Origin of the sequence: Bacillus cereus group sp. MS39 (assembly GCF_040448665.1) — a bacterium.
GTDB lineage: Bacteria > Bacillota > Bacilli > Bacillales > Bacillaceae_G > Bacillus_A > Bacillus_A wiedmannii.
In genome coordinates this window covers 3,384,454-3,410,250 of the sequence record NZ_CP123058.1, presented here as the reverse complement: position 1 = coordinate 3,410,250, position 25,797 = coordinate 3,384,454, and the positions used below count along the sequence as shown (strand labels likewise).

Below are 25,797 nucleotides of genomic sequence, written 5' to 3'. Positions count from 1 at the left end.
CGGCCTTTTTTTGTAGGCATAAAAACTAGCAATTACGTTTTTTATACCAGAAGTGATCGAATTTCTTGTTTTTGCAAGATGGGAATTTATGTCCGCCTTTGCAATCATTCCACTTATGCCCGTCATCGTGACAGTCTTTACCATGATCACAATCATCATCGCAAGATCTACCGTGTCCGTGAGGGAAGAATTCGCATTTTTTACAGAAACTGCGTTTTGTCCAGAAAAATTTCTTTTCAAAGCGTATGCATTTTGTAACGAAAGTACAATGCTTTCTGCGAGTACGTTTTGTAACTAAAACGCATTCTTTTCTACGCGTTACTTTCGTAACGAACGTCCATTTTTGAACGCGTACACGAGTACATTTCGTAACGAATGTCCATTTTTTTACATGCGTACATTTTGTAACGAACGTACAATGTTTCACGCGAGTACATCTTGTTCTTGGACATTTACCCCCAGTTGTACATTTACCCCCAGTTGTACATTTACATCCTGTTGTACATCGATGATGAGAGAATTTATCATCATCGCACTCAAAAGTACTTGGATCTTGGTGTAAGAAATCCTCCATCCCAGCACTTTTGATTTCTTCAACCGCTTTTCTAATATCACGTTTCATAGAAATCCTCCTTATCATGTATTAAGTTGAAAAGGTATTCTTTTTCCTTAACATGATATGAGATATGAAGTCTTTCTGAACAGGACAAGAGTGTAATTTTATATAAATAGTTGATAGCGGATGTATGGACAAGACAAGGCGCATACATTGAATGAAGAGAACTGAGAAGGGATGAGAAAACATGCTGCCTTCATATGATTTTTTTATTCATCCAATGTACTTAGTGGAATTGAAAAAAGACATTTGGTCAGATAGTCCAGTGCCAGCAAAATTAACTTATGGAAAAAAGAAGTATGATATTGATATCGTATACCGGGGTGCTCATATTCGTGAATTTGAGAAAAAGTCTTATCATGTTATGTTTTATAAACCGAAAAAATTTCAAGGTGCGAAAGAGATTCATTTAAATTCTGAGTTTATGGATCCGTCTCTTATACGAAATAAATTATCGTTAGATTTTTTTCATGATATTGGTGTACTTTCACCAAAATCACAACATGTGTTTATAAAAATTAATGGTCAAATTCAAGGTGTATATTTACAGTTAGAATCAGTTGATGAAAACTTTTTGAAAAATAGAGGATTACCAAGTGGTTCTATTTATTATGCGATAGATGATGATGCGAATTTTTCTTTAATGAGTGAGAGAGATAAAGATGTTAAGACCGAGCTATTTGCGGGTTATGAATTTAAATATTCGAATAAAAATAGTGAAGAACAATTGAGTGAATTTGTATTCCAAGCGAATACTTTGTCGAGGGAATCTTATGAAAAAGAAATTGGGAAGTTTTTGCATGTTGATAAATATTTACGATGGTTAGCTGGCATTATTTTTACACAAAACTTTGATGGTTTCGTTCATAACTATGCACTATATCATAACGATGAAACGAATTTATTTGAAGTGATACCGTGGGATTATGATGCGACTTGGGGGCGAGATGTCCAAGGGAGACCACTTAATCATGAATATATTCGTATTCAAGGTTATAACACGTTAAGTGCAAGATTGTTAGATATACCTGTATTTAGAAAGCAATACCGAAGTATTTTGGAAGAAATATTAGAAGAACAATTTACCGTTTCATTTATGATGCCGAAAGTTGAAAGTTTGTGTGAATCGATTCGTCCATATTTACTACAAGATCCATATATGAAAGAAAAATTAGAAACATTTGATCAAGAAGCTGATATGATCGATGAATATATAAATAAAAGAAGAAAGTATATACAAGACCACTTACATGAATTGGATTAATTTTGAAAGAGATTGGAACATTATCAATCTCTTTTTTTGTATAATAAAGATGTATCAACAAAACTGACTTACTATTCACTTAAAAGAGTATGGGGGATGTGGAAACATGACGGTAAAATGGATTGATTGGGTAAAACAAATACAAGCTATAGCCCAAGCGGGTTTAACGTATTCTAAAGATGTGTATGATATAGAGCGTTTCCAACAATTACGAGATATTTCCATTTCCATGATGTCACATTACACAAAGACAGATTGGGAAATAGTAGAGAAGTTATTTGCAAGTGAGACAGGCTATCAAACACCTAAAGTTGATATAAGAGCAGTCGTTTTTCAAAATGAAAAGTTATTATTTGTGAAAGAAAAAAGTGATGGGAAATGGGCATTACCAGGTGGATGGGCCGATATCGGTTATACGCCAACAGAAGTAGCGGCAAAAGAAGTTTTAGAGGAGACGGGTTATGAAGTAGATGATTTTAATCTACTCGCTATATTTGATAAAGAAAAACATCAACCATCGCCTTCAGCAACACACGTATATAAAATTTTTATTAGCTGTAAGATTATTGGTGGCGAAAAGAAAACTAGTATTGAAACAGAAGATGTGGAGTTTTTTGGTGAGAATGAATTGCCTAATTTATCGATTGCTAGAAATACAGAAGAGCAAATTAAAGAAATGTTTGCCTACATGAAAGAACCTCAAAAAGAAACATTAATAGATTAATTATGCTTATGCCGATAATATTGTTGAAATGAAGATATTGGCAGAATGCGACCTTTATGTAATAATGGGATGGTATGGTATGTGAAGAAAAAAGGAGATAGAAAATAAAATGTTAGCAAGCATAATAGATCAGTTATTGCAATTTTTTGCAAGCTTAGGTTACTTTGGAGTAGCGCTAGCTTTAATGATTGAAATTATCCCGAGTGAAATTGTACTTTCGTATGCTGGATTTTTAGTAGCGGATGGTAAAATTAGTTTTGTTGGTGCAGTTATCGCCGGAACTATTGGTGGTACTTTAGCCCAAATCTTTTTATACTGGCTTGGATATTACGGAGGGCGTCCGGTTGTAGAGAAATATGGGAAATATCTACTTATTAATAAACACCATTTAGACATAGCAGAAGGTTGGTTTAAGCGTTACGGAGCAGGAGTAATCTTTTCTGCACGCTTTATCCCAGTCGTACGTCATGCAATCTCTATTCCAGCAGGATTAGCTAAAATGCCGTTAAAACTATTTACACTATATACAGTAGTTGCGATTATTCCATGGTCAATACTATTTATATACTTAGGTGAAAAGCTTGGTGGAAATTGGCGACACATTAAAGAGTATGCATCTGATTACACACATTACATAATTATAGGAGCTGTTCTCTTTGTTGCTCTATACTTCGGTTTAAAGTATTTAAAAAAGAAAAAAGCAGCGCGTTAAAGTCAATGATTTTTCATTGGCTTTTTTATTTGTTTCGGTTCTAAAAAAAAGGAGTTGTCCATAATGTGTAATAATAAAGCGTAGCGGAGGAATGTGATGAAAGGGTCACCGTTTATACGTGGAACGATATTTTTAACGATGGCAACGATGATATCTAAAATGTTAGGATTTATATATGTTATACCGTTTACAGCAATGGTCGGTACGAGTGGGTACGTTTTATACACGTATGCTTATCGCCCATATACGATTATGCTCAGCATTGCGACGATGGGACTACCACTTGCCGTTTCAAAAATGGTATCAAAATATGATCAACTGAATGATTATCATACGGTTAAGAGAGTGCTAAAGAGCGGTATCTTTTTTATGTTAATAATGGGAGTAATCTCATGTTTTACGCTATATATATTAGCTCCACATTTAGCTAAACTTGTAATCGATGGAAATGATCAAACAGGGAATAGTGTAGCAGCGGTCACTACTAATATCCAAATTGTAAGTTTTGCGTTAATACTTGTACCGGTAATGAGTTTATTAAGGGGATTCTTTCAAGGGTTTCAATCGATGGGGCCTTCTGCTTTAAGTGTAGTTGTTGAGCAGTTTTTTCGGGTCTTAACCATTTTAATAGGAAGCTTTGTCGTTTTATATATTTTAAAAGCTTCTGTCTCGCTAGCTGTTGGTATTTCAACGTTCGGTGCTTTTATGGGAGCGATAGGTGGATTAACAGTTCTAAGTGCGTATTACATAAGGAGGAGAAAGCACTTAAAGAAAAAAGAGATGGCAAGTATACCGCAAACAACGAAATCTTTCTTCTCACTGTATAAGGAGCTCTTTACATATTCAATACCGTTTGTTGTGGTTGGTTTAGCAATTCCGTTGTATCAGACGATTGATACATTTACAATTAATAAACTACTTATACAAATAGGGTATATGCAAGGAGAAGCGGAGAAGATAAATGCAATAATTGGTCTTGTTCAGATGGTTGTACTCATCCCAGTTTCCGTTGCGACTGCTTTTAGTATGTCTCTCGTACCTGAGATGACAAAAGCCTATACAGCAGGGAATGTGAAGTTACTGTACAAACATTTTACGAGAACGAATGTATTAGTAGTAGGTATTACGGTACCAGCGGCGATTGGAATGATGTTGTTAGCAAAACCAGTATATACTCTTTTATTTGGTGCCGGAAATGATCCGGAGATGGGGAGAGTTATTTTACAGTATTATGCTCCTGCCTGTATACTATTTTCGCTTTTTACAGTAACAGCTGCGATGTTACAAGGAATTAATCAGCAACAGAAAACAGTGCTAGGATTAGGTATTGGCATTATAGTAAAGATAGTTTTAAATATCGTATTGCTTCCGTATTTCGATTATGTAAGTTTTATTATTTCAACATACGCTGGTTATACGATTTCAGTTGGCTTTAACTTGTGGATGCTTTCTAAATATGTTATAAAGGCAACATAAGCTTTTTAAGGCAGAGAGCACTCTGTCTTTTTCTTTGTTTAGAATATTTTTCTTATAAAAACGTTTTCAAAATAATTTTTCTATTGAAATTTAAACGTATGTTTCATATGCTGAGAATGGCGGTTCAAAAACTGTTATGTAAGAGAGGTAGATTCCTACATGTAAAAAGAATCGGGGTGATAGTATGTTAAATATTTATTTAACAGACCGAAACGGAAAACTACAAGAGGTTGAGGAAATGCAAAAGGGTTGCTGGATTAATGTACTTCATCCAACGGAAGAAGAAATTCAATATCTAGTACAAACTTTAAATGTAGACTTAGATTTCATTAAAGACCCTTTAGATGATGAAGAACGCTCTCGTATTGAAAAGGAAGACAATAATACTTTAATAATCGTGGATATTCCAACAGTTAGACATGATGAAGAAGGAAATTCGATTTATGACACGATTCCAATAGGTATGATTGTAATGCCAGATTGCTTTGTGACAATTTGTTTAGAAGAAAACCCAATTTTCGAACGCTTTATTAATCAACGTATTAAAGAATTTTATACGTTTAAAAAGACACGCTTTGCACTTCAGCTCTTATATACGATTTCTACTTATTATTTAAGATACTTAAAGCAAATTAACAGAAAAACAATCGATTTAGAGCATCAATTAAATAAGTCGATGAAAAATAAAGAGATTTTCACATTGCTAGGCCTTGAAAAAAGTTTAGTTTACTTTACAACATCATTAAAGGCGAATAAAATTGTAATTCAAAAATTAATGCGTAACAGTACATTTTTAAAAATGTATGAAGACGATCAAGATTTATTAGAAGATGTATTAATTGAAAATAAACAGGCTATTGAAATGGCGGAAATATATAGTCACATTTTAAGTGGAATGATGAATACTTTTAGCTCCGTTATATCAAATAATTTAAATAGTGTTATGAAACTGTTAACGTCTATTACAATCATTTTATCATTACCAACGATGGTTTCTAGTTTCTTTGGAATGAACGTAAAGGTTCCGTTTGAAGGGGAAGCACATGGTTTTGTAATTGTACTCATAATATGTGTAACACTATCTTTCACATTAGCGTTTGTTTTTTGGAAGAAACGTTACTTTTAACGAGAAGAAAGCTGCTCTAGCATAGTTATATAACTGCGCTAGAGCAGCTTTTTTGCTATGAAATCGAAAGTTTTGAATAGAATATAACTTATAAAATGTAATGTATATGAAGGAAATGAATTCCGTATAAGCCTTGTCCAATTCATAAAATGGGGTTAAAATTACATATTGTTAATGAAAAGTTGGAGGAAATACATCATGGAATTGTTTCAATTACCGAAAGCATTCCTGCAAATGAATACAATCTTTATCTCCATATTGATCGAAGCACTTCCTTTTGTGCTCATTGGTGTATTTATTTCAGGATTCATTCAAATGTTTGTGACAGAGGATATGGTAGCGAAATGGATGCCGAAAAACCGTTTTCTGTCTGTTTTAATGGCTACTTTTTTAGGTATGATGTTTCCAGGTTGTGAATGTGGAATCGTTCCGATTGTAAGACGGTTAATCGGAAAAGGGGTTCCACCATATGCCGGGATTGCATTTATGCTAACTGGGCCAATTATTAATCCGGTCGTATTATTTGCAACATACGTTGCCTTTGGAAGTAGTATGCACATGGTATGGTATCGTTCTATCGTAGCGATTATCGTAGCAATTATCGTTGGAATTATATTATCATTTATGTTTAAAGAACATCAATTACGAGATGATCACTTCCCAGAAGTGAATCATAAGCGTCCATTACGTAAAAAAATGTGGGATGTATGTACACACGCTGTTGAGGAATTTTTCTCGATGGGAAAATATTTAGTATTAGGTGCGTTAATTGCAGCGGCAGTTCAAACGTTCGTACAAACTTCAACACTTCTTGCTATAGGACAAGGGCCGTTCTCTTCACCAGCTGTTATGATGGGACTAGCTTACATTTTATCACTTTGTTCAGAAGCGGATGCGTTTATTGCTTCGTCATTCCAAAGTACATTTTCAACAGCATCACTTGTCGCGTTCCTCGTATATGGACCGATGGTGGATATTAAAAATATGTTTATGATGCTTGCGACGTTTAAAACGAAATTTGTAATTGTCGTTACTGTTACAGTTACACTTGTTGTTTATGCAAGCTCACTACTCATTTATGCGATGGGGTGGTAGGTTATGTTTCGAGCATATATATTATTAGGTTTTACAATCTTAATCGCGCAGCTTCATATTTCCGGTAATATTACGAAGTATATCAATATGAAGTATGCTTATTTATCAACAACAGCAGCTATTATTTTAGGGTTTTTAACGGTCGTTCAAATTATTATCGTATTCCAAAAAGAACATCAGAAAGAACAAGAAAAACAAGATTGTAGTTGTGATCATAGCCATTGCGGGCATGATCATTCAAAAGATGAGAATACATGGTGGAAAAAAGCATTTTCGTACTTATTGTTTTGTTTTCCGATAGTCTCAGGATTATTTTTCCCAATTGCAACGTTAGATTCAGATATCGTTAAAGCGAAAGGATTTCACTTTCCAGTTGCGCAAGCAGAAAGTAAAGATCCGTTTATGACAAGGCAATTCCTAAGACCAGACACAAGTATTTATTACGGAAAAGAAGGATACCGTGGTGTAATGGAAAAAGGGAAGAAAGAGTTTGTTACGAAAGATAATATTACTTTAAACGATGAAAATTTTCTTAAAGGAATGGAAACAATTTATAATTATCCTGGCGAGTTTACTGGGAAAAAATTATCTTTTAAAGGGTTTGTTTTCAAAGATGACTCTTCTCAAAAAGAACAATATTTCTTATTCCGTTTTGGTATTATACATTGTGTAGCGGATTCTGGTGTATATGGTATGTTAGTGAAAAAACCAGAAGGGGTAGAATGGAAAAATGATGATTGGATTCAAGTTGAAGGAGAAATATCAACGGAATTTTATCAGCCATTCCATGCGAATATCCCTGTATTAGAAGTAACGAAATGGAATAAGGTTGAACCGCCAAAAGAACAATATGTATTTAGAGGAGCCGATTGATCACATCGGTTCTTTTTTATGGACTAAGAGTTCTGAATGTTGTTAATATTAAACGTGTAGTGATAGTAAGCCCATACCGTTCTAGTGTTAATGGGAAATGGAACTCTTACCGAACTTCTTTGCTCCAGCCGAATTTTGTGGTGGGAGTCTTAATGTCTGCAAATAGCGGGTTAAATAATCAAAGAGGTGATAACAATGACTGAAGTAAAAGGGAAAACAGCTAATGAGTCTAGAGTGTTTAAAACGAGCCGAGTATTTCCAACAGATTTAAACGATCATAATACGCTATTTGGTGGGAAGATATTAGCCGAGATGGATATGGTTGCTTCTATTTCGGCAACAAGGCACGCAAGAAAAGAATGTGTCACAGCATCTATGGATTGGGTAGATTTCTTACATCCTGTTCGCTCTTCAGATTGTGTTAGTTATGAATCTTTTGTAATTTGGACGGGTAGAACTTCTATGGAAGTATTTGTGAAGGTAGTAGCAGAAGATTTAATTTCAGGTGAGAAACGTATAGCAGCAACGTCATTTGTTACTTTTGTTGCACTTAGTAAGGAAAATAATCCGGTTCCTGTGCCGCGAGTTATCCCTGAAACAGAAGAAGAGAAAGAATTACATCGCATTGCAGTGTTACGTGCAGAACAACGCCATATACGTAAGGCGGAGAGTAAGAAAGTAGCTACATTATTAACTTTTTGAGTTGAATATGTAGTCGTTAAAGGTACAATAACAAACGGAAATGTTTTTCATATGAAAAGCGGACACCTAAAAATAGGTGTCCGCTTTTATAGTTTTTTCATCCACATATCATATGACGATAACTACTTAGCAGAAGCAAGCAGCACCGACGATGATTAAGAGGATAAATAATACGACTAATAGCGCGAATCCATTACCATGTGCGAAGCCCATTGTTATTTCCTCCTTTTATTTTAAGATACAACATACAATATGCAAATGAGCTATCGTTTGATATGGACATATATCATGTAATGACATATTTTCTTGAATGATATTGTATTAAAAAAGGGAAGATATAGAAATAACAGTAAGTGGAGGAAGGAAAATATCCATGAAACACTTTTTCGTTGTAATCCTTTGTCTAATAGGTGTATTCATTTGGATGAACATCGATGTGGAAATGGGGAAAAAAATGGCTAGTGAATATGAATTAGGACAAGTTCAATTAGGTGAATTTCAACTATATACGAACGGTGAAGAGTTATATACGAAATTGTTTGAGGATATACGCAATGCAGAAAAGTACATATATATCCATTTTTATATTGTAGGTAAAGATGAAATAAGCAAAGAATTTTTGCAGTTGCTTGAGAAAAAGGCATCGAGTGGAGTAGAAGTAAAATTGTCAGTTGATCGAATAGGTGGATATAAGCTGAAGAAAAAGATAATTCGTCAACTAAAAAGCAATGGTGTCCAGTTTACGTTTAGTAAAAAACCTAAATTGAAACATTTATTCTATTCGTTGCATCAACGAAACCATAGACGCATTGTTACGATTGACGGAAAAGTATCATATATCGGCGGCTTTAACATTGGAAAGGAGTACCTTGGACAAGATCCGAAATTTGGCCCGTGGCGTGATTATCATGTACGAGTTAAGGGGAATGGCGCCACGGATATGGAAAGAAAGTTTGCTGCTGACTGGAAAGAAGATACGGGAGAAAAAATGCCTGTACATAAAAGTCTACCTGCAATTGGGCATGTAAAATATCAATATTTATTTTCAGATGGAAAAGGGTTATGGGAAAAATATGGAGCGCTTTTAAAGCAGGCTAAAAAGTCTTTAATTATTGCTACGCCATATTTTGTACCAAGTAAAGAAATGATGAAAGAGTTAAAAGGTGCATTAAACCGAGGTGTCAATGTGAAAATTCTCGTACCATTTAAAAGCGACGCAGTATTGTTAAAACAAGCTGCCTATCCGTATTTGAGAGAGATGAACCATGCTGGAGCGGAGATTTATCAATATCGGAATGGTTTTTTTCACGGGAAAGTAACAATCATTGATGGAGAAATTGTTGATATAGGTACAGCGAATTTTGATAATAGAAGTTTTTATTTAAATTGTGAATCTAACTGTATCATATATGATACAACAGTTGTTGCTGACGTATGGAACCGATTAAAAGAAGACTTTCATAAATCAAAAAGATTTTCAGAAGAAGACTTTGAGAAAATTAGTAAGTGGGATTGGTTTTTAGCAAGAATAGCAAATGTTATAGCATCATATTTATAACATATAGACAAAAGAGAAGGGAGGTATTTTCATGGATTGTATGAAAGAATTAATGAGGTATAGTTATATGCTTATTTATAAGGTTGGGGAGTATACAGGAGAGGTAAGAGACGAAGAATTAAAAGAGCTATTACAGCATCATTTACCATATATGTTGCAAGCGTATAATGAACAAGTGAATTTTCAAGAAGGAGAGAATGTACAGCATATAACTTGTGAACCAATTTCATCTCATTTTCATGAAATGGAAAAGGAAACTGATAGTAAATATACAGGGGATATCCATATTGCAACTTGTTATATTTCGCATTTAAAACGGTTAGCACTAAAGTTCGCTCAAGTGGCAGTTGAAGTTGCGAATCCAGAATTCCGCTCGTTTTTAGAAAATTGCTTCCTGAAAATGAATCGTTATGCCTATAGTGTATGGCAATATGTTGTGAAGAAAGAGTATAAGATTAAACATGTATATGAAAATGAGAAGTTTGCATAAGAAACTAAGGCGGAAAGATAGGCGCCTTAGTTTTTTACTTTTCATGGAGAAAAAAAGACTAGGTGTCCATATTTATTATTAGAAAATTTACAAATATTTACCGTTTATTTACTATTTTTCAATCTTTCCTTTAAAAATAGAGAGTAATATGGGATTGTACATATTCTATCTAAAGGAGGAAACGCAAATGAACAAATGGGTTAAATCATTAACTGCTATGGCACTTGCAAGTTCTTTATTAATGGTAGGTTGTAGTAAAGGTGAGGACAAGAAGAAAGAAGACGATACAACAACACAACAAGAGGACAAAAAGGATAAAGAAACAAGTGGAACTGAGAAGTCTACAGATTCTAAAGAAAAGAAATAAAGTGAAACTTTAATCAGTGGGGCATCCCCCACTGATTATTAGTTGAACCAATCGGGCTTTTACGGGCAGTTGATCCCCATCTAACTTCTTTGTTTTTACTGAATTTTGAGGTGGGGTCTTACTGCCCGTTAAAGCGGGGGAAAATAATAATAGAGCTTCCTCTTATATATGAGGAAGCTTTTTTGTTGAAAATTGATTAAAATTATTAAAAAATAGAGAAAGAATGAAAAAGGGGGAAAACAAATGAAAGTATGTATATTGGGAGCAACTGGGCGAGTAGGTTCAAATATAATAAAATTAGCATTAAAGGATGCAGCTGAAGTGACTGCACTAGCGCGTGATTTAAATAGAATAGAAATAAATCATGAAAGGTTACGAGTGATAGAAGGTAATGTATGGAATGAAAATGATATAAAGAAAGTGATAGAAGGAAGCGATATAGTAATTAGTGCACTTGGAACAGATCAAAATGGGACATTGGCGAAGAGTATGCCACATATTATAAAGAAAATGGAAGAAGTAGGGGTTCATAAAATCATTACAATAGGAACAGCAGGTATTTTACAAGCAAGAACAAATCTAAATTTATATCGTTTTCAATCAGCTGAATCAAAAAGGAAAATGACAACAGCAGCAGAAGATCATTTAGCTGCATATAAGATACTTAGTAGTAGTAATTTATGTTGGACGGTCGTTTGCCCGACGCATTTAATAGACGGTGATGTGACAGGAGTGTATCGAACTGAAAAAGATGTATTACCAGAAGGGGGAGCGAAAATAACAGTTGGTGATACAGCGCAATTTACGTGGAATCTGTGTAGTGAAAACAAATATGAGAATAGTCGAGTAGGTATTTCATATTAAAAAACCATCCCGAAATTGGGATGGTTAAAAGATGATATAACATACAAATATGAGAATCATAATGATTTGGAGAATAGCTTTCGCTACTGTACTGCTTAAAAAACCAACTACAGTAGCAACTCCTACTAGAAAGGCGTCTTTTGGCGCTTTTTTATGCATTAGTTCTGTAATAAATACCGATAAGAACGGTATGATAATTAAACCGAATGGTGGGAAGAAGAAAGATCCGACAATGATAGAAATCATACCGACACGCTCTCCCCATTTAGAACTCCCGTATTTCTTTAAGAAATATCCATTTGCAATAAAATCAGCAATGAAAATAAATAGTGTGAAAATGACTTGAATAATCCAAAAGGAAGTTGTTAGTTCTCCGCCATTTATACCAAAATGGTAAATTAAATATCCAGCCCAGACAGCAAGGATGCCTGGAATGATAGGATAAATAAAGGCGAGAAATGAAACAATGAAACAGGCAATGATACAGATTGTTAATAATACTGTCACTTTATAACTCCTTCTTCGTGTCTAATTTATGTACCGCAATTTTTTTCACTTGATGTCCATCAAGTTCTAGTGCTTTAAATTGAAAACCGGCAAATTCAATGGAATAACCAGCTTCAATATTTAAATCAACTGCTTGAGAGAGGAGCCAGCCTCCAATTGTATCTAAATCGCTATCATCAATATGCAGGCCAAACATATCATTTACTTCAGAAATGAGCACCTTCCCATCTAAAACAGTGAGCTTCGGCGTACGTTTTTCAATCATAGGTGATTCATCCGCATCAAACTCATCTTGAATTTCTCCAATGATTTCTTCAAGAATATCTTCCATTGTTAAAAGTCCAGCAGTACCACCATATTCATCCATAACGATTGCCATCTGAACGCGATTCTTTTGTAGATGTACTAATGTTTTGCGAATTGGAACAGTTTCAAATACAGTTAGTACTGGATGTATGTAAGATTCAAGTGGTTTATGAATGTTTTTCGTTTGATCGTGAAATATTTCTTTCGTATTGATCATACCGATAATATCATCTTTATCTTTTTCGATGATCGGATAGCGTGTATACTTTTCAGTTGCGACGATATCCATATTCTCTTCTAACGTATTTTCAGTAGATAAGCAAATCATTTCTGTACGAGGGACCATAATTTCTTTCGCGACCCGGTCGTCAAATTCAAAAATATTATTTACATATTTATATTCGGTTTGGTTTATTTCGCCGCTTTTGAAACTTTCACCTAAAATGAGTCGTAGTTCCTCTTCAGAATGGGCAAGTTCATTTTCTTTCGCAGGCTCTAAACCGAGTAGTTTTGTGAAAAAGATTGCCGTACTATTAAGTAGCCAAATGAATGGATACATAATTTTATCAAATAAAATAAGTGGTCGTGCAAACTTAAGTGTGATTGCTTCTGCTTTTTGAATGGCGAAAGACTTTGGAACTAATTCACCTAATACAACATGGAAAAATGTAATAACACTAAAAGCAATAATAAAGGATAAAGTATTCGCCATTGTTCCAGTAATATTAATCTTTTCAAAGAGCGGTCGTAGTAAATGTTCCACAGTCGGTTCACCGAGCCAACCAAGCCCTAAAGAAGTAATCGTAATCCCGAGCTGACAAGCTGATAAATAAACATCTAAATTAGATAGGACACTTCTTGCAGCTAAAGCTTGTTTATTGCCTTCATTTGCAAGTTGGTCAATGCGACTTTTTCGTACTTTTACAACAGCGAATTCTGATGCAACGAAAAAGCCGGAAATAAGGATGAGTACAAAGATGAGAAAAATATTTAATATGTCCAAGTGTGTTCTCTATTCCGTAGTTTGGAATAAAGATGTCACCTCCTGCGATTATGTTATACTTTTATAATAAATCCAAACGAAAAGAATAGTCAAAGAAAAAGGGTAAATATTGGTATGTTTCTGCAATTGTTTTTGAATTTGCTGTTATTTTGTCCGCTATACAAAAGGAATAACCCCCTACTTTCAGATTATAGAGGGTTATTTCAAATTAAGGTTTTGGAATACTTCTCGTTAAAGCGTATGATTGTTGTTTAACGTGATTTGTCGTCCATAGTGTTTGAAGGAAAGAGAGTATGCAATACGGGATATACAAAAGTAATAAGCTAAGTGTAACAATAACAGGTGCATTTCCGCCGAATTGAACGATAAATTGCAATAGTCCGCTTGCATGGAAAACGCATTCCATAATAACGAATGAAAGAATAATGGAACCTAGAATAGATTTATGATTCGAAGTAAGTGCTAAAAACAATGTATCTACAAGAAAAGAAGATTGTTTTATTTCATACTCATTGGTGTTACTTAAGAAAGGAACCCACTTTTTTATTGCTTGCATAACGATAATCATGGAAGTACTACAAACGATGATAAAAGATGAGTAGTAAGGAAGCTTTATCAATTTTGCGATGTATAGGAGTAGTAATAAGACTGAACATTGTAATAATACAGTACAAAAAGAGTAAGGTATCCATTTTAATAAAGAAGTGAACTTCTTAACCGATTGAGGTGCTTTAAAAAATAAATGGCCGATTCCTAAGCTGATAAAGAATCCAATCGCAAGAGTAAAGGTAAAACGAACAATCGATAAAAAATATATTTCCCATATGTAAGGGAATAACGGTGTTGAATGATTAGAAGTATGAACCATTGGATTTGCTGAGAAAAAGATAGATTCGTGCATCCAATCGATCTTTGGAATTGTCATAGAAGAAAGGTGTACGAAGTTATGAAAAATGCTTATAAAGCCAGTTATGTATGAGTATTTATGTGTAATGAATAATGCAGGAATAGGACTAATGATAAATATAATGAGAACACCAACAATAAATTTACATATATGTGAGCGCAATAAAGACATGTAATCACCTACTCTTAGAATATTCAGAAAATTCTTATTCTTATTTTAGCTTTTTTCGGAGTAAGTTACAATATATTTTTCTTAAAGAAATTTAGTATTGTAGGGGATATAAGTGAATGAAACGTGAATAAATTATGACAAGAAAATGAATAATTTTCAGAAAAGTAAAATAAATTATTTATTTTTTTCTGAAAATATAATATAGTTATGGCACAGAAAGTATTTTAACATAAGGAGGCTGTTTATGAGGATTAAAGGGAATTATGTGCCGAAAAGGGAAGTTTTATTTTGCTCAAGTTCAATTACGGTAGGGGAAGCACTGGAGCATTTAAATAAAACTGGGTATCGTTGTGTACCAGTTTTAGATGAAAAAAAAGAGAAATATTTAGGGAATGTATACAAAGTAGATATTTTAGAATATAAAGGTTCGCTGGAAGAGAGTGTAGTACAATTATTAAACGATAAAGAAGGTTATGTTAGAGAAGATTCTTCGTTCTTTAAAGTATTTTTTACAATAAAAAAATTACCTTATTTATCAGTAGTTGATGAAAATGGAGTCTTTCTTGGAATTTTAACGCATAAAAAGGTTTTCGAGTTATTAGAAGATGCTTGGGGCGTTCATTCTAGTAAATATTCTGTCATGATTGGGACACAAGATTATAATGGGGCCATTCAAAAATTATCGACAGTATTAAAGAAATATACAGGTATCCAAAGTTTAATGACTTTTGATAATGATGCATTATTAGTTCGGAGAATTATGTTTACATTAGGAGAAGAGTTTAACGACGGAGAATTAGAGACGTTACTGAAAGATTTAGAAGATCACGGATTTAGAGTTGTGTATGTGGAAGAGATGAAAAATCCACGCGAAGTTGAAACGATAGAGTAACATGCAAAAGCCATCTAATTATGTTGGATGGTTTTTGTTATGTTACGTGAATAAAGTTATTTAAAAATAATGATAGGATAAAAGTCGAGATTGTAACAATATTTGTGTAAAAGAATAAAAAATGTAGATAATTTTGATTTTCAAAAAAATCAATTTGAAAATATGTTTTTATTTTTAACTAAATATGTTACTATATGTGTGATAAAAACAAAGAGGTCTGACAACTATACTCCACGCAATACCACTCTAATGAGTTAAATATTCAAAAAAATCAAAAATTAAAATTAATAATTAGAGTAAAAATAAGGGGAATGGAGAAATTATGGAGAAAGACACTGCTTTGTAAGGGGCATATTTTATCAGCTTGAGCAGAGAGGAGGATGCATAGCATATTGTGAAAATAGAGATAAACAATGAAAAAGTGCTATGCAAATGAAAAGTATGAAGGGACGTTTAAGGCCAGGTGATACGGTAGCAATCGGTTTAATGTTATTTGCACTATTTTTAGGAGCAGGAAATTTAATTTTCCCACCAGTTTTAGGGCAACAAGCTGGAGAGAATGTTTGGATTGCTACAATTGGATTCCTTGTAACGGGAGTCGGATTACCCCTATTAGCTGTAACAGCTGTCGCGTTTGTAGAGGGGGACTTGAAAGCGCTATCTTCTAGAGTTCACCCAATATTCGCGTTTATTTTCCCATTGATTAGTTATTTAGCAATTGGACCATTTTTCGCGATTCCGCGTACTGGAGCCGTTTCATTTGAAATGGGTATGAAGCCATTTTTATCAGAGGCATTGGTTTCCGAATGGTACATGTTATTTCTTTTCACGATAGTTTTCTTCGGAATAACTTGGTATTTATCATTAAATCCATCTAAATTAGTGGATTGGTTCGGAAAATTTCTTACACCATTGTTAGTATTGATTGTTGCTGTTATTGTTGGAAAGGCAATTATTGATCCAATTGGAGAACCAGCTGCGCCGCTAGCAGCATACAAAGAAAATGCTTTCTTTGGTGGATTTATACAAGGATATTTAACGATGGATGCAATTAGTGCGCTTGTATTTGGAATTGTCGTTGTACAAGTTATCCGTTCTAAAGGAATAAAAGAAAGTAGTCAAGTTGCAAAAATAACAGTAGTTTCAGGTATTATTGCAGTACTTGGTTTAACGTTAATTTATTTATCACTTGCTTATCTTGGTTCAACAAGTACATCACTTGGTGTATCAGAGAATGGTGGACTTATTTTAACGAATGTTGTAAATGAGTTATATGGAACAAGTGGTAAAATTTTATTAGGGCTCGTTATTATACTTGCTTGTTTAACAACTTCTGTTGGATTAACATCAGCTTGTGCTGGCTTCTTTACAAACTTATTCCCTAAACTTTCGCATAAAGCGATTGTAACGATGGTATGTGTGTTTAGTTTAATTGTATCTAACCTAGGTTTAACACAATTAATCACAGTTACTTTACCAGTGTTAATGATCATTTATCCAGTTGCAATCGTATTAATCGTACTTTCTTACTTCCATAAATGGATTGGGAAGCGTAATACCATTTATATTGGAGCAATTTTAGGCGCATTGTTAATTAGTTTCTTTAACGGTTTAGAAAGTGCGAACATTAAAATTGACGCGATTTCTAATGTACTACAAATGTTACCATTATATAATGAAGGAATAGGATGGTTAATTCCATCATGTATTGGCGGGATCCTCGGTTTCTTCTTCTATAAATCAAATGAATCAAGTGAACTACAAAAGAAAGGTGCTTAGGCGCCTTTCTTTTTTTAAAGGGGATTTTATTGTTTTGTCTAAGTAATAAATGGGAGGAATGATAAAATGGCTAATTTTGAAGATTTTTTAACGTTGGATGTAAGAATTGGAACTGTAACACATGCAGAGGAATTTAAAGAAGCAAGAGTTCCAGCGATTAAACTAGAAATTGATTTTGGAGAGCTTGGAATTAAGCAGTCAAGTGCTCAAATTACGAAGAGATATACCCCAGAAGATTTAATCGGTCAGCAAATCGTTGCTGTTGTAAATTTTCCGCCAAAACGTGTAGCTGGATTTAAATCAGAAGTGCTTGTTTTAGGGGGAGTACCTGAAGCCGGTGATGTCGTATTACTTCAGCCCAATATGGAATTACCAAATGGAACGAAAATTAGTTAGTGTAAAGGCGGGGGAACATGGATATTGGACGAGAATATTTACAATGTGCCATTTCGAATTTTGAAGCAACAAAGAAACAAGGGGAACGGGTGCTTTCTCAATTATCATATGAACAGATTGAATGGTCTTCTCATGAAGCAACAAATAGTATAGCGGTTATTATAAAGCATCTGCAAGGTAATATGCGTTCTAGATGGACGGATTTTTTAACATCTGATGGTGAAAAAATAGATCGTAACCGAGACGCTGAATTTGAAGATGGTTATCATTCTAAGGAAGAGGTTCTCGCAGCATGGAATGAAGGATGGGAATATGTTTTGAAAACGATGCATGTGCTAACGCCAGAAGATTTATTAAAGACGGTATATATTCGCGGTGAAGCACATACTGTCATGCAAGCAATTGAAAGACAAATTTCTCATTATGCTTTGCATATTGGACAGATTATTTACATTGGGAAGATGTTAAAAGAAAATGAGTGGGAATGTTTAAGTATTCCTAGAGGACATTCTGCACGTTATGTAGAGAAAAAACGTTCAACATAATAATAGGAAAGAAACCGATATAAGATGGGGAATAAAAAAATAAACCAAATGATAGATGGTTCTGTAATCATAAGAATGCCGCCAAAAATAAGTCCATATATAATAAGAAAGAAATTAAAAAGTGTATTCACAGGGATAAATCGTGAGATGAACACTTGCTGCCTTTTAAAACAATCACTGTGAAATAAATAAAAGCGGAAGTACCATGTGGCAGTAATAAGATCTTTCTTTCGTGCAATTCTTTTTTTACATATATGACAGATAAACGGTGGTTGCATTTCATTACACTCCATTTTTCATTTTTGTAATAATGTAAGACATGATTAGGTACAAAGTGTATATTCCTATATACGCTCCTGATATAAGAAAAAATGGATTTAGTAAAATTCCATGAATGCTTGTCATGAAAACTAAATCTTGTATTAAAACATCATATATATTAATAGAAATAATTGTACCGAGTACATAAAGTGCTAAGTACGCTGAAATATGTAATGCAACACGGATTGTAGGATACTTAGCAAGCCAATAAAAAATAAATGATAGTACAATGGGTAATGTTCCTATTAGTAGCTTCAATTCATTTCACCTCATTAACAATATAGCCGAAATTTAGACGGTCTATTCTCTAGAGCTTGTACATAACTTGAAATAGAGAGGGTGATAGTATGAATCGAGGCTTTTTTTATGTGAAGTTCACAAGTGTACGTAAGTTAGTTTTATTTATTATTGCTACAGTACTTGCGACTTTTTTTCTTATTAGTATGATGGTAACTTCTATGAAAGAGACAAAGTCCACGTATTTATATAATTGGTTAAATGAGTTATCAATGAATGGTTACATGTATGTTCTTGGGAAAGAGAATCATTATTTTACACAAGAGTATCGAAATTTAAATCAGGATTTTTCGATTTCTTCGTTTCTCTTTTCGATGGCTACGAATATTCGTTTTAATGATGTACGCAGTTTTGTCGGCAAAGAGCTACCTGGTTTTGGTAAGTACGATACAGAAATTGTTATTGCGGGTGAAGGGACCAATTATTCTAACTTACCGATTGAGTCGAGCGTTCCGCTTGAAGAAGTAGTAAAAGAACGGACTGGAGAAGGTGGACAGGCTCCAAAGCCGGATACGAACAAAGAGAAAAAGCAACCAGATCAAACGACAGGAAAACGACAAGTTGCGTTTATTTATCATTCGCATAGCTGGGAATCTTATTTGCCGTTACTCAATTTAACAAACGATCCAAATCCGAATAAAGCGACAAGTTCCGTCACGAATATTTCAATAGTCGGCGACCGATTTCGTGAACAATTAGCAAGTGAAGGGATCGGAGCTACTAACGACAAGACTGATGTCGGTCAAAAGTTGATTAGTAAAGGGTTAAATAGTAATAGTTCTTACAAAATGTCACGGGAAATTGTACAAGAAGCAATGGCCGGCAATAAAGAACTACAATACTTTTTTGATTTACATCGTGATAGTGCTCGGAAAAATGTCACGACAAAAGCAATTGGTGATAAAGCATATGCGAAGCTTGCGTTTGTAGTAGGGAAAGGCAATAAAAATTATGAAAAGAACTTACAATTAGCAACGGCTTTACATGAGACGATTAGTAAGAAGTACCCAGGAGTGAGTCGTGGTGTCATTCAAAAAGGATTCCAAACAGGAAATGGTGTCTACAATCAAGACTTATCAGGACAAGCGATATTAATTGAAGTTGGTGGCGTAGATAATACAGAGGAAGAACTAAATCGATCGATTGATGCACTTGCTAAAGCGTTTGGTGAATATTTCTGGCAGGCGGAAAAGGTGAATGGATAAAGTGAAACTTAAATGAGTGGGGAGTCTGCTGATGAGTATGAGTTCACATTCATTTTGAAAAAGCGTGAGTGTAATGCTTGCGTTTTTTTTGTAATGATGAGACTTCACAGAATAGACATATTTTGTCGTTGTTATAGTAATATCGAAATTTGTCAAATTATACTGCGAGATTTACAAAGGGATTTTCGAGAAAGTAGAGAAAATCTTTTTATAAGGAAAGCTTTTTATTATGAAATTGGTAGGGTGATTGAAGTGATTAGGGAGATCAAAATAGAAGATGCAGCACCATTTTTGCAATTAAGTAAGCAACTAGACGAAGAAACGAAATTTATGTTATACGAACCAGGAGAAAGAAAATTTACAGCCGAGCAACAAGAACAAATGATTCATCGCTTTATAGAAAATGAATATGCAACAATATTTGTAGCAGTTGAAGAAGAGAGAATAGTAGGGTTTATTTTAGTGAATGGAAATCATATTCAAAGAAAGAGACATGTAGCAGGTATTGTAATTGGTATTTTGCAAGAGTATAGCGGGCGAGGTATTGGGACGAGATTGTTTAAAGAGGTTGAGAAGTGGGCAAGATTACATGATGTATGGCGTTTAGAATTAACGGTAATGGCCCACAATACAAGAGCTCAGGCACTATATAAAAAAGCTGGATTTGAGAAAGAAGGTGTCAAAAGAGCTGCTCTTATTATCGATGGAGAGAACATCGATGAGTATGAAATGGCCAAATTATTAAAATAAGAGGTCGTTATATGAAAAAAAGATGGATACTACTTGGTATCGTAGCGATGATACTCATTGTTGGAGTAGCAGGAATCAATTATAAAATGTATAAGGATAAGCAGGCGCGCGAGGTAAATGTAAATAACATATTTCCGAAAGCGAAAGAAACGATTGCGAATATGGATGGTGATATTGCGGTCATTAGTAATCCGAATTCGATGCTTGTGCTTGTGAATAAAAGTAGGCGTTTGCCAGATGGGTATAGACCGCCAGATTTAGTTATTCCGAAAGTACGTTACTCAAGTGAAGGTGATCAAGAAAAGAAAAAAATGAGGAAAGAGGCAGCAGGGGCACTTGAGGAAATGTTTCAGCAAGCTGATAAGGAGCGTATTTTCCTTTTTGCAGTCTCTGGATTTAGATCTTTTGATCGACAAAAAGCATTAAATACGATGTATAAAAAACAAGATGGAGAAGCAAAAACAGCAATGTCGAGTGCAGTTCCTGGAACGAGTGAACATCAAACTGGACTAGCTATGGATATTACATCGCAATCTGCTAAGTTTCAGTTAGAGACAATTTTTGGTGAAACGAAAGAAGGGCAGTGGCTTTCTGAAAATGCCCATAAATTTGGTTTTGTCATTCGATATACAAAAGAGAAAGAATCGCTTACGGGCTATCGATTTGAACCATGGCACGTGAGGTATGTGGGAAATCCACAAGCTACATATTTATATGAAAATCAACTGACACTTGAAGAAGTAACAGAGTGATCAATTGAGGGGAGAGAAGGATTATGACGGTGTTATATAAGAAAAAGGTACACGTGTATGTAACAAGAGAAAAAGAGGGAGTTATGCAACTGCTTGTTTTTAAACATCGTGATATACCTGAAGCTGGTATACAAGTACCAGGGGGAACAGTTGACGAAGGGGAAACGTTAGAAACAGCAGTGTTACGTGAAGTACAAGAAGAGTCTGGATTACGTCATTTATGCATAGAACGATTCCTAGCCGACTACATCATACATGTAAAGGAGAAAAAGGAATATCAAAAACGTCATTTTTTCCACGTAACGTTACCAACAGATGTAAAGGATAATTGGGAACATACTGTAAGTGCCGGTGAGGAAGATGAAGGTTTAGTATTTTGCTACGAATGGATTGATATTGCAAAATGCCCTGCATTAGCGGGGAAACAAGGTGAGTTTTTACATTTGTTAGATGAAGTATATGTAAAGTAATAAAAGGGTCTGAAGCGGAAGTTCATTCGTTTCAGACTTTTTTTATTTTTCAGGAAATAAAAGGTTTTTATATTGGTAAGTTGAATTCTTTTAAAGGATTGTAGTTGTATATGCGAGGAGCGGAGAAAATGAAAAACTAATAGGTACATGTAATCAATAAAAGGCTTTATAGAAGGAGAATGATGATGGAGGTTCAGTTCAATACACTGTTACAAAAAGAATTAACAATTCATGATATACAAAAAGCAATGGCAGCTGGGCAATTAACTTCAAAAGAATTAGTTATGTATTACCTTCATAGAATCGCAAAGTATGATCAAGACGGACCAAAAATCAATTCTATTTTAGAAATCAACCCGGACGCTATCTTTATTGCAGAAGCGCTAGATCATGAAAGAAAAACAAAAGGTGTAAGAGGTCCACTACACGGTATACCTGTTTTACTTAAAGACAATATTGAAACGAACGACTCTATGCATACAAGTGCAGGTACGATTGCTCTAGAACAAAATATAAGTATTGAAGATGCATTTCTCGTAACAAAGCTGCGAGAAGCAGGAGTAGTGATAATAGGAAAAACAAATATGACAGAATTAGCAAATGGAATGTCTTTTGACATGTGGGCTGGATATAGTGCAAGAGGTGGGCAAACAATAAACCCTTATGGTACAGGTGAGGATGATATGTTTGTTGGAGGCTCAAGTACAGGATCTGCGATAGCAGTTGCCGCTAATTTTACAGTAGTATCTGTTGGAACAGAAACAGATGGTTCTATATTGAGTCCAGCTGTTCAAAACTCTGTAGTAGGTATTAAACCGACTGTTGGTCTAATTAGTCGTAGGGGAATTATTCCGCTTACTTATTCACAGGATACAGCGGGACCATTTGCTAGAACGGTTACAGATGCTGCTGTTTTGCTAGGGAGTTTAACTGGGGTAGACGAGAAGGATGTAGCTACTCATAAAAGTGAAGGTATAGCAGAACATGATTATACAAAGTATCTTGATGTTACTGGCTTACATGGAGCGAAGATTGGTGTATTTAGCAATGCACCAAAAGATTATTATGAAACTGGTGAGTATGATGAAAAGTTGTTTAAGGAGACGATTGAAGTGTTGCGTAGTGGGGGTGCGACAGTAGTAGAGGATATTAATATTCCGTCTTTTCATAGAGAATGGAGCTGGGGTGTATCGCTCTATGAATTAAAGCATAGTTTAGATAACTATCTTTCAAAATTACCTTCTACTATTCCAGTGCATTCTATTTCAGAGTTAATGGAGTTTAATGAAAATATAGCAGAAAGAGCTTTGAAATATGGACAAACTAAGTTGGAGAGAAGAAAAGATGTTCCTAATACGTTAAGAAATCCAGAATATTTAAATGCAAGATTAGAAGATATATATTTTTCTCAAGAACAAGGCATTGATTTTGCACTGGATAAATATAATCTTGATGCGATTCTGTTCCCTTCTTATATAGGCTCCACTATATGTGCGAAAGCAGGTTATCCGTCTATAGCAATACCTGCGGGATATATGGATAACGGGAGACCGTTTGGAATTACTCTTGCAAGCACTGCTTTTTCTGAGGGGACCTTGATTAAACTAGCTTACGCTTTTGAACAAGCGACAAAGCATCGGAAAATCCCTAACTTATCATGAATAAAATAAATAGGATAGGAATTCCTGTCCTATTTATTTTGTTCATTAAAGTGAAATATCTTTTTGCTCTGTTTTATCATATTTTAATAAGTTAAATGATAAACAAGCAGAGCACAATATAAGGATAGAAGCGAGAATATAAATCGTACGAACACCGAACAAATCGGTAATAATTCCAACGCTAAGCATAGAGAGACCAGAAGCTGTCGAGAGGAGTGCACCATGAGCTGTATACATTTTTGATAGTAAAGTAGGGGCGACACTTGATTGTAGCACTGTCGTTTGAGAAATATCTCTAATTTGATAACATGGACCCATTAGAACGCATAGAAAAAGCGCAATAAACCCGCTACTTGTCATACCATATAAAAATGTAAGAATACTAAACATAAGAGAGCCTATCGCCATGGAGCGTATTAAATTGTTTTGAATGTATGTACTCATTTTCCATGCTAATATCCCGCCAATTAACGTCCCAACATAATAACTTGTATTAATATATCCCCACCATTCTTCTCCTTTATGAAGGACAGTTGTTACATAAGCCATCGTAATAGCACCGATCCATATTGTCCCCGCGAAAGTTTCAATTAAGTCCATACATGTAACGGTACGGAGAGAAGGGTTCTGAAATAAGAGTTTCCAACCTTCCAGTAAAGCAGCGCCTTTTGAAGAAGAAGGTTCAATTACTCGTTCAGTATGTATGGAACGTAATGAAACGTGTAGTGCAACGCACCCAAAAATCATCAAAATGTTATTCATCATGAGTGTAGAAGTAGCGCCGATAAGAAGAACAATAACACTTGTAAATGAATAAGCAGCGGCTTGCACAATTTGTATGGAAAAGGAAAAAATACTATTTACTTTTACTAATTGTTCTTTTCGTGTAAGGCGAGGAAGGATACCGTATAATAACGGTGCGCTCCAGCCGCTACATAAAGAAATGAAAAAAATGAAAATGAATAGTGCTACAATGTTTGTGGACAGGGCTGGGAATAATATCATTAATAAAAATAATAGAGCAGTTTTTGTCCATTGTAGTGTGAAAAGTAAGGAATAAGATGAAAAGCGATTCATTATAAGTGGTGCAGATGTATTTGCTATAAGATTAGTTATCACTTGGAGTAATGGAAAAAGAGCGGTTAATGTAGCTGATTTCGTTGTGATATACATATGAGTTGTAATAATCATGATGTATACGATGTCAGCGAGAGTAATGCATATTTTAGAGCCTAAATAGTAAATTAGTGAACGATTTTGCAATAAGTACACAACCTTCCTGAGGAAAAACATTCCAATAGTTAGAATAATTATAATTTGAAAGTTGGAATTGTGAAAGAATTTAATTTTTTGTCATTTTTTGAAAGGAAATGTCATGTATAATGAAGAATATATTAATATAGTATTTTATTAATACTTTTTATAACAGTGAATATGTACAATAGCTTGTAGTAAATGCCCCGGTATAAGAAAGGGCGGATAAACCATTCTTTTCTTCATATACATATAGAAAATGAGAAAGAAAGTGAGGGTTGCATATGGCTGCTTGGGTAATTTGGTTTATAATAGCTGGTATTTTATTTATTGCGGAAATGTTGTCGATTACGTTTTACATGCTTTGGCTTGGAATTGGAGCTGTTGTCGGAGGTCTAATTGCTTTATTTGCCCCTGAAGCACTACTGTTACAAGTTGTTGCTGGTGCGATTGTAAGTTTAACATTGACTTTCTTTACGAAAAGAATTTCAAAAAACTTTCGAGAAGCAAAAGGTTTTACTGATACAGTAGATTTGCTTGTTGGTAAAAAAGGCATTGTTATGCAAACGATTACAAATGAAGCGAATGGTATTGTGAAGGTGGATGGAGATATTTGGACAGCTATTGCAGATGATCCAATTGATGTTGGAGAAAAAGTTATTGTTATAAAGAGGCATAGTACTATATTACAAGTAAAAAAGGAGAGTGAATAAA

30 protein-coding genes are annotated in these 25,797 nt (G+C 34.5%); 22 read left to right on the top strand and 8 right to left on the bottom strand.

Translation table 11 applies throughout. The annotated features are described in order from the left end of the window. Positions 1 to 25: 25 nt before the first annotated feature. A complete protein-coding gene (gene exsB / locus QEP67_RS17855; protein WP_064459799.1) occupies positions 26 to 622 on the bottom strand; it encodes an exosporium protein ExsB in 597 nt (198 codons plus the stop codon). Between the two features lie 181 nt (positions 623 to 803). Between exsB and cotH the strand changes: the two genes are divergently transcribed. From cotH to QEP67_RS17815, 8 genes are all read left to right on the top strand, one after another. Beyond that, entirely contained in the window at positions 804 to 1,880 is a 1,077-nt protein-coding gene (gene cotH / locus QEP67_RS17850; RefSeq protein ID WP_000937988.1) for a spore coat protein CotH, read from the top strand. 106 nt (positions 1,881 to 1,986) lie between these two features. Further along, on the top strand, positions 1,987 to 2,604 hold the full coding sequence (locus QEP67_RS17845) for an NUDIX hydrolase (protein WP_000216908.1): 618 nt from the start codon (positions 1,987 to 1,989) through the stop codon (positions 2,602 to 2,604). Positions 2,605 to 2,713: 109 nt separating this feature from the next. Beyond that, the gene (locus QEP67_RS17840) at positions 2,714 to 3,316 is read left to right on the top strand and encodes a DedA family protein (RefSeq protein WP_000881203.1); all 603 of its coding nucleotides are present in this window, start codon (positions 2,714 to 2,716) and stop codon (positions 3,314 to 3,316) included. Positions 3,317 to 3,412: 96 nt separating this feature from the next. Continuing rightward, the gene (locus tag QEP67_RS17835; RefSeq protein WP_002108481.1) at positions 3,413 to 4,792 is read left to right on the top strand and encodes a polysaccharide biosynthesis protein; all 1,380 of its coding nucleotides are present in this window, start codon (positions 3,413 to 3,415) and stop codon (positions 4,790 to 4,792) included. A gap of 184 nt (positions 4,793 to 4,976) precedes the next feature. Next, on the top strand, positions 4,977 to 5,918 hold the full coding sequence (locus QEP67_RS17830) for a magnesium transporter CorA family protein (protein ID WP_000932392.1): 942 nt from the start codon (positions 4,977 to 4,979) through the stop codon (positions 5,916 to 5,918). A 198-nt stretch (positions 5,919 to 6,116) separates the two neighbouring features. Further along, positions 6,117 to 7,013 (top strand): permease, encoded by an 897-nt coding sequence (locus tag QEP67_RS17825; protein ID WP_000418724.1) that lies wholly within the window; start codon positions 6,117 to 6,119, stop codon positions 7,011 to 7,013. Positions 7,014 to 7,016: 3 nt separating this feature from the next. After that, positions 7,017 to 7,886: a TIGR03943 family protein gene (locus QEP67_RS17820; RefSeq protein ID WP_000488061.1), complete on the top strand. Its 870-nt coding sequence runs from the start codon at positions 7,017 to 7,019 to the stop codon at positions 7,884 to 7,886. A 195-nt stretch (positions 7,887 to 8,081) separates the two neighbouring features. Beyond that, on the top strand, positions 8,082 to 8,588 hold the full coding sequence (locus tag QEP67_RS17815; protein ID WP_000141167.1) for an acyl-CoA thioesterase: 507 nt from the start codon (positions 8,082 to 8,084) through the stop codon (positions 8,586 to 8,588). A 126-nt stretch (positions 8,589 to 8,714) separates the two neighbouring features. On the opposite strand, the gene QEP67_RS17810 is transcribed toward QEP67_RS17815, so the two are convergent. Then, positions 8,715 to 8,801 carry a YjcZ family sporulation protein gene (locus QEP67_RS17810; RefSeq protein ID WP_000505094.1) on the bottom strand — a complete coding sequence of 29 codons (87 nt, stop codon included), beginning with the start codon at positions 8,799 to 8,801 and terminating at the stop codon, positions 8,715 to 8,717. 160 nt (positions 8,802 to 8,961) lie between these two features. On the opposite strand from QEP67_RS17810, the gene cls reads away from it, so the two are divergent. The 4 genes from cls to QEP67_RS17790 all read left to right on the top strand — a co-directional run bounded on the left by cls (position 8,962) and on the right by QEP67_RS17790 (position 11,867). Continuing rightward, positions 8,962 to 10,146: a cardiolipin synthase gene (cls, locus tag QEP67_RS17805; protein WP_000680123.1), complete on the top strand. Its 1,185-nt coding sequence runs from the start codon at positions 8,962 to 8,964 to the stop codon at positions 10,144 to 10,146. A 31-nt stretch (positions 10,147 to 10,177) separates the two neighbouring features. Next, positions 10,178 to 10,636, top strand: a complete 459-nt coding sequence (locus QEP67_RS17800; protein WP_000340548.1) for a spore coat protein — start codon at positions 10,178 to 10,180, stop codon at positions 10,634 to 10,636. Between the two features lie 187 nt (positions 10,637 to 10,823). Continuing rightward, entirely contained in the window at positions 10,824 to 11,003 is a 180-nt protein-coding gene (locus QEP67_RS17795) for a hypothetical protein (RefSeq protein ID WP_001045960.1), read from the top strand. Between the two features lie 243 nt (positions 11,004 to 11,246). Then, complete coding sequence (locus QEP67_RS17790) at positions 11,247 to 11,867, top strand: SDR family oxidoreductase (RefSeq protein ID WP_000861614.1); 621 nt, start codon at positions 11,247 to 11,249, stop codon at positions 11,865 to 11,867. 24 nt (positions 11,868 to 11,891) lie between these two features. Here the strand turns inward: QEP67_RS17790 and QEP67_RS17785 are convergent, their stop codons facing one another. The 3 genes from QEP67_RS17785 to QEP67_RS17775 all read right to left on the bottom strand — a co-directional run bounded on the left by QEP67_RS17785 (position 11,892) and on the right by QEP67_RS17775 (position 14,761). After that, positions 11,892 to 12,374, bottom strand: coding sequence for a DUF456 domain-containing protein (locus QEP67_RS17785; RefSeq protein WP_000217333.1), 483 nt, complete (start codon positions 12,372 to 12,374; stop codon positions 11,892 to 11,894). A gap of 1 nt (position 12,375) precedes the next feature. Beyond that, positions 12,376 to 13,683 carry a hemolysin family protein gene (locus QEP67_RS17780; RefSeq protein ID WP_000353741.1) on the bottom strand — a complete coding sequence of 436 codons (1,308 nt, stop codon included), beginning with the start codon at positions 13,681 to 13,683 and terminating at the stop codon, positions 12,376 to 12,378. A gap of 208 nt (positions 13,684 to 13,891) precedes the next feature. Continuing rightward, complete coding sequence (locus QEP67_RS17775) at positions 13,892 to 14,761, bottom strand: hypothetical protein (RefSeq protein WP_000055295.1); 870 nt, start codon at positions 14,759 to 14,761, stop codon at positions 13,892 to 13,894. Positions 14,762 to 15,005: 244 nt separating this feature from the next. On the opposite strand from QEP67_RS17775, the gene cbpA reads away from it, so the two are divergent. The 4 genes from cbpA (at position 15,006) to QEP67_RS17755 (ending at position 18,373) form a co-directional block, all read left to right on the top strand. Beyond that, positions 15,006 to 15,653 carry a cyclic di-AMP binding protein CbpA gene (cbpA, locus tag QEP67_RS17770; RefSeq protein WP_001220516.1) on the top strand — a complete coding sequence of 216 codons (648 nt, stop codon included), beginning with the start codon at positions 15,006 to 15,008 and terminating at the stop codon, positions 15,651 to 15,653. A 426-nt stretch (positions 15,654 to 16,079) separates the two neighbouring features. Continuing rightward, positions 16,080 to 17,432 (top strand): branched-chain amino acid transport system II carrier protein, encoded by a 1,353-nt coding sequence (gene brnQ, locus QEP67_RS17765; RefSeq protein WP_170771065.1) that lies wholly within the window; start codon positions 16,080 to 16,082, stop codon positions 17,430 to 17,432. A 66-nt stretch (positions 17,433 to 17,498) separates the two neighbouring features. Next, complete coding sequence (csaA, locus tag QEP67_RS17760) at positions 17,499 to 17,828, top strand: chaperone CsaA (RefSeq protein WP_001263039.1); 330 nt, start codon at positions 17,499 to 17,501, stop codon at positions 17,826 to 17,828. Positions 17,829 to 17,845: 17 nt separating this feature from the next. Further along, positions 17,846 to 18,373 (top strand): DUF1572 domain-containing protein, encoded by a 528-nt coding sequence (locus QEP67_RS17755; RefSeq protein ID WP_000351091.1) that lies wholly within the window; start codon positions 17,846 to 17,848, stop codon positions 18,371 to 18,373. Here the strand turns inward: QEP67_RS17755 and QEP67_RS17750 are convergent. Together QEP67_RS17750 and QEP67_RS17745 are read right to left on the bottom strand one after the other, a co-directional pair. After that, a complete protein-coding gene (locus QEP67_RS17750) occupies positions 18,346 to 18,651 on the bottom strand; it encodes a hypothetical protein (RefSeq protein WP_002108476.1) in 306 nt (101 codons plus the stop codon). The two genes, QEP67_RS17755 and QEP67_RS17750, sit on opposite strands and share 28 nt — an antisense overlap. Positions 18,652 to 18,655: 4 nt before the next feature. Next, positions 18,656 to 18,952: a hypothetical protein gene (locus tag QEP67_RS17745; RefSeq protein WP_000770749.1), complete on the bottom strand. Its 297-nt coding sequence runs from the start codon at positions 18,950 to 18,952 to the stop codon at positions 18,656 to 18,658. An 89-nt stretch (positions 18,953 to 19,041) separates the two neighbouring features. Between QEP67_RS17745 and spoIIP the strand changes: the two genes are divergently transcribed. The 5 genes from spoIIP (at position 19,042) to QEP67_RS17720 (ending at position 23,829) form a co-directional block, all read left to right on the top strand. Further along, complete coding sequence (gene spoIIP, locus QEP67_RS17740; RefSeq protein ID WP_001079293.1) at positions 19,042 to 20,196, top strand: stage II sporulation protein SpoIIP; 1,155 nt, start codon at positions 19,042 to 19,044, stop codon at positions 20,194 to 20,196. Between the two features lie 252 nt (positions 20,197 to 20,448). Further along, on the top strand, positions 20,449 to 20,946 hold the full coding sequence (locus QEP67_RS17735; RefSeq protein ID WP_033658874.1) for a GNAT family N-acetyltransferase: 498 nt from the start codon (positions 20,449 to 20,451) through the stop codon (positions 20,944 to 20,946). A gap of 11 nt (positions 20,947 to 20,957) precedes the next feature. Then, entirely contained in the window at positions 20,958 to 21,698 is a 741-nt protein-coding gene (locus tag QEP67_RS17730; RefSeq protein WP_000747667.1) for a M15 family metallopeptidase, read from the top strand. Positions 21,699 to 21,721: 23 nt separating this feature from the next. Then, complete coding sequence (locus tag QEP67_RS17725; RefSeq protein WP_000217590.1) at positions 21,722 to 22,168, top strand: NUDIX domain-containing protein; 447 nt, start codon at positions 21,722 to 21,724, stop codon at positions 22,166 to 22,168. Between the two features lie 185 nt (positions 22,169 to 22,353). After that, a complete protein-coding gene (locus QEP67_RS17720; RefSeq protein WP_000453673.1) occupies positions 22,354 to 23,829 on the top strand; it encodes an amidase family protein in 1,476 nt (491 codons plus the stop codon). 45 nt (positions 23,830 to 23,874) lie between these two features. On the opposite strand, the gene QEP67_RS17715 is transcribed toward QEP67_RS17720, so the two are convergent. Beyond that, positions 23,875 to 25,092, bottom strand: a complete 1,218-nt coding sequence (locus QEP67_RS17715) for an MFS transporter (RefSeq protein WP_151035408.1) — start codon at positions 25,090 to 25,092, stop codon at positions 23,875 to 23,877. Between the two features lie 275 nt (positions 25,093 to 25,367). Here QEP67_RS17715 and QEP67_RS17710 point away from each other — a divergent pair, with 275 nt between their 5' ends. Beyond that, complete coding sequence (locus tag QEP67_RS17710) at positions 25,368 to 25,796, top strand: NfeD family protein (RefSeq protein ID WP_000741979.1); 429 nt, start codon at positions 25,368 to 25,370, stop codon at positions 25,794 to 25,796. Position 25,797 lies beyond the last annotated feature (1 nt).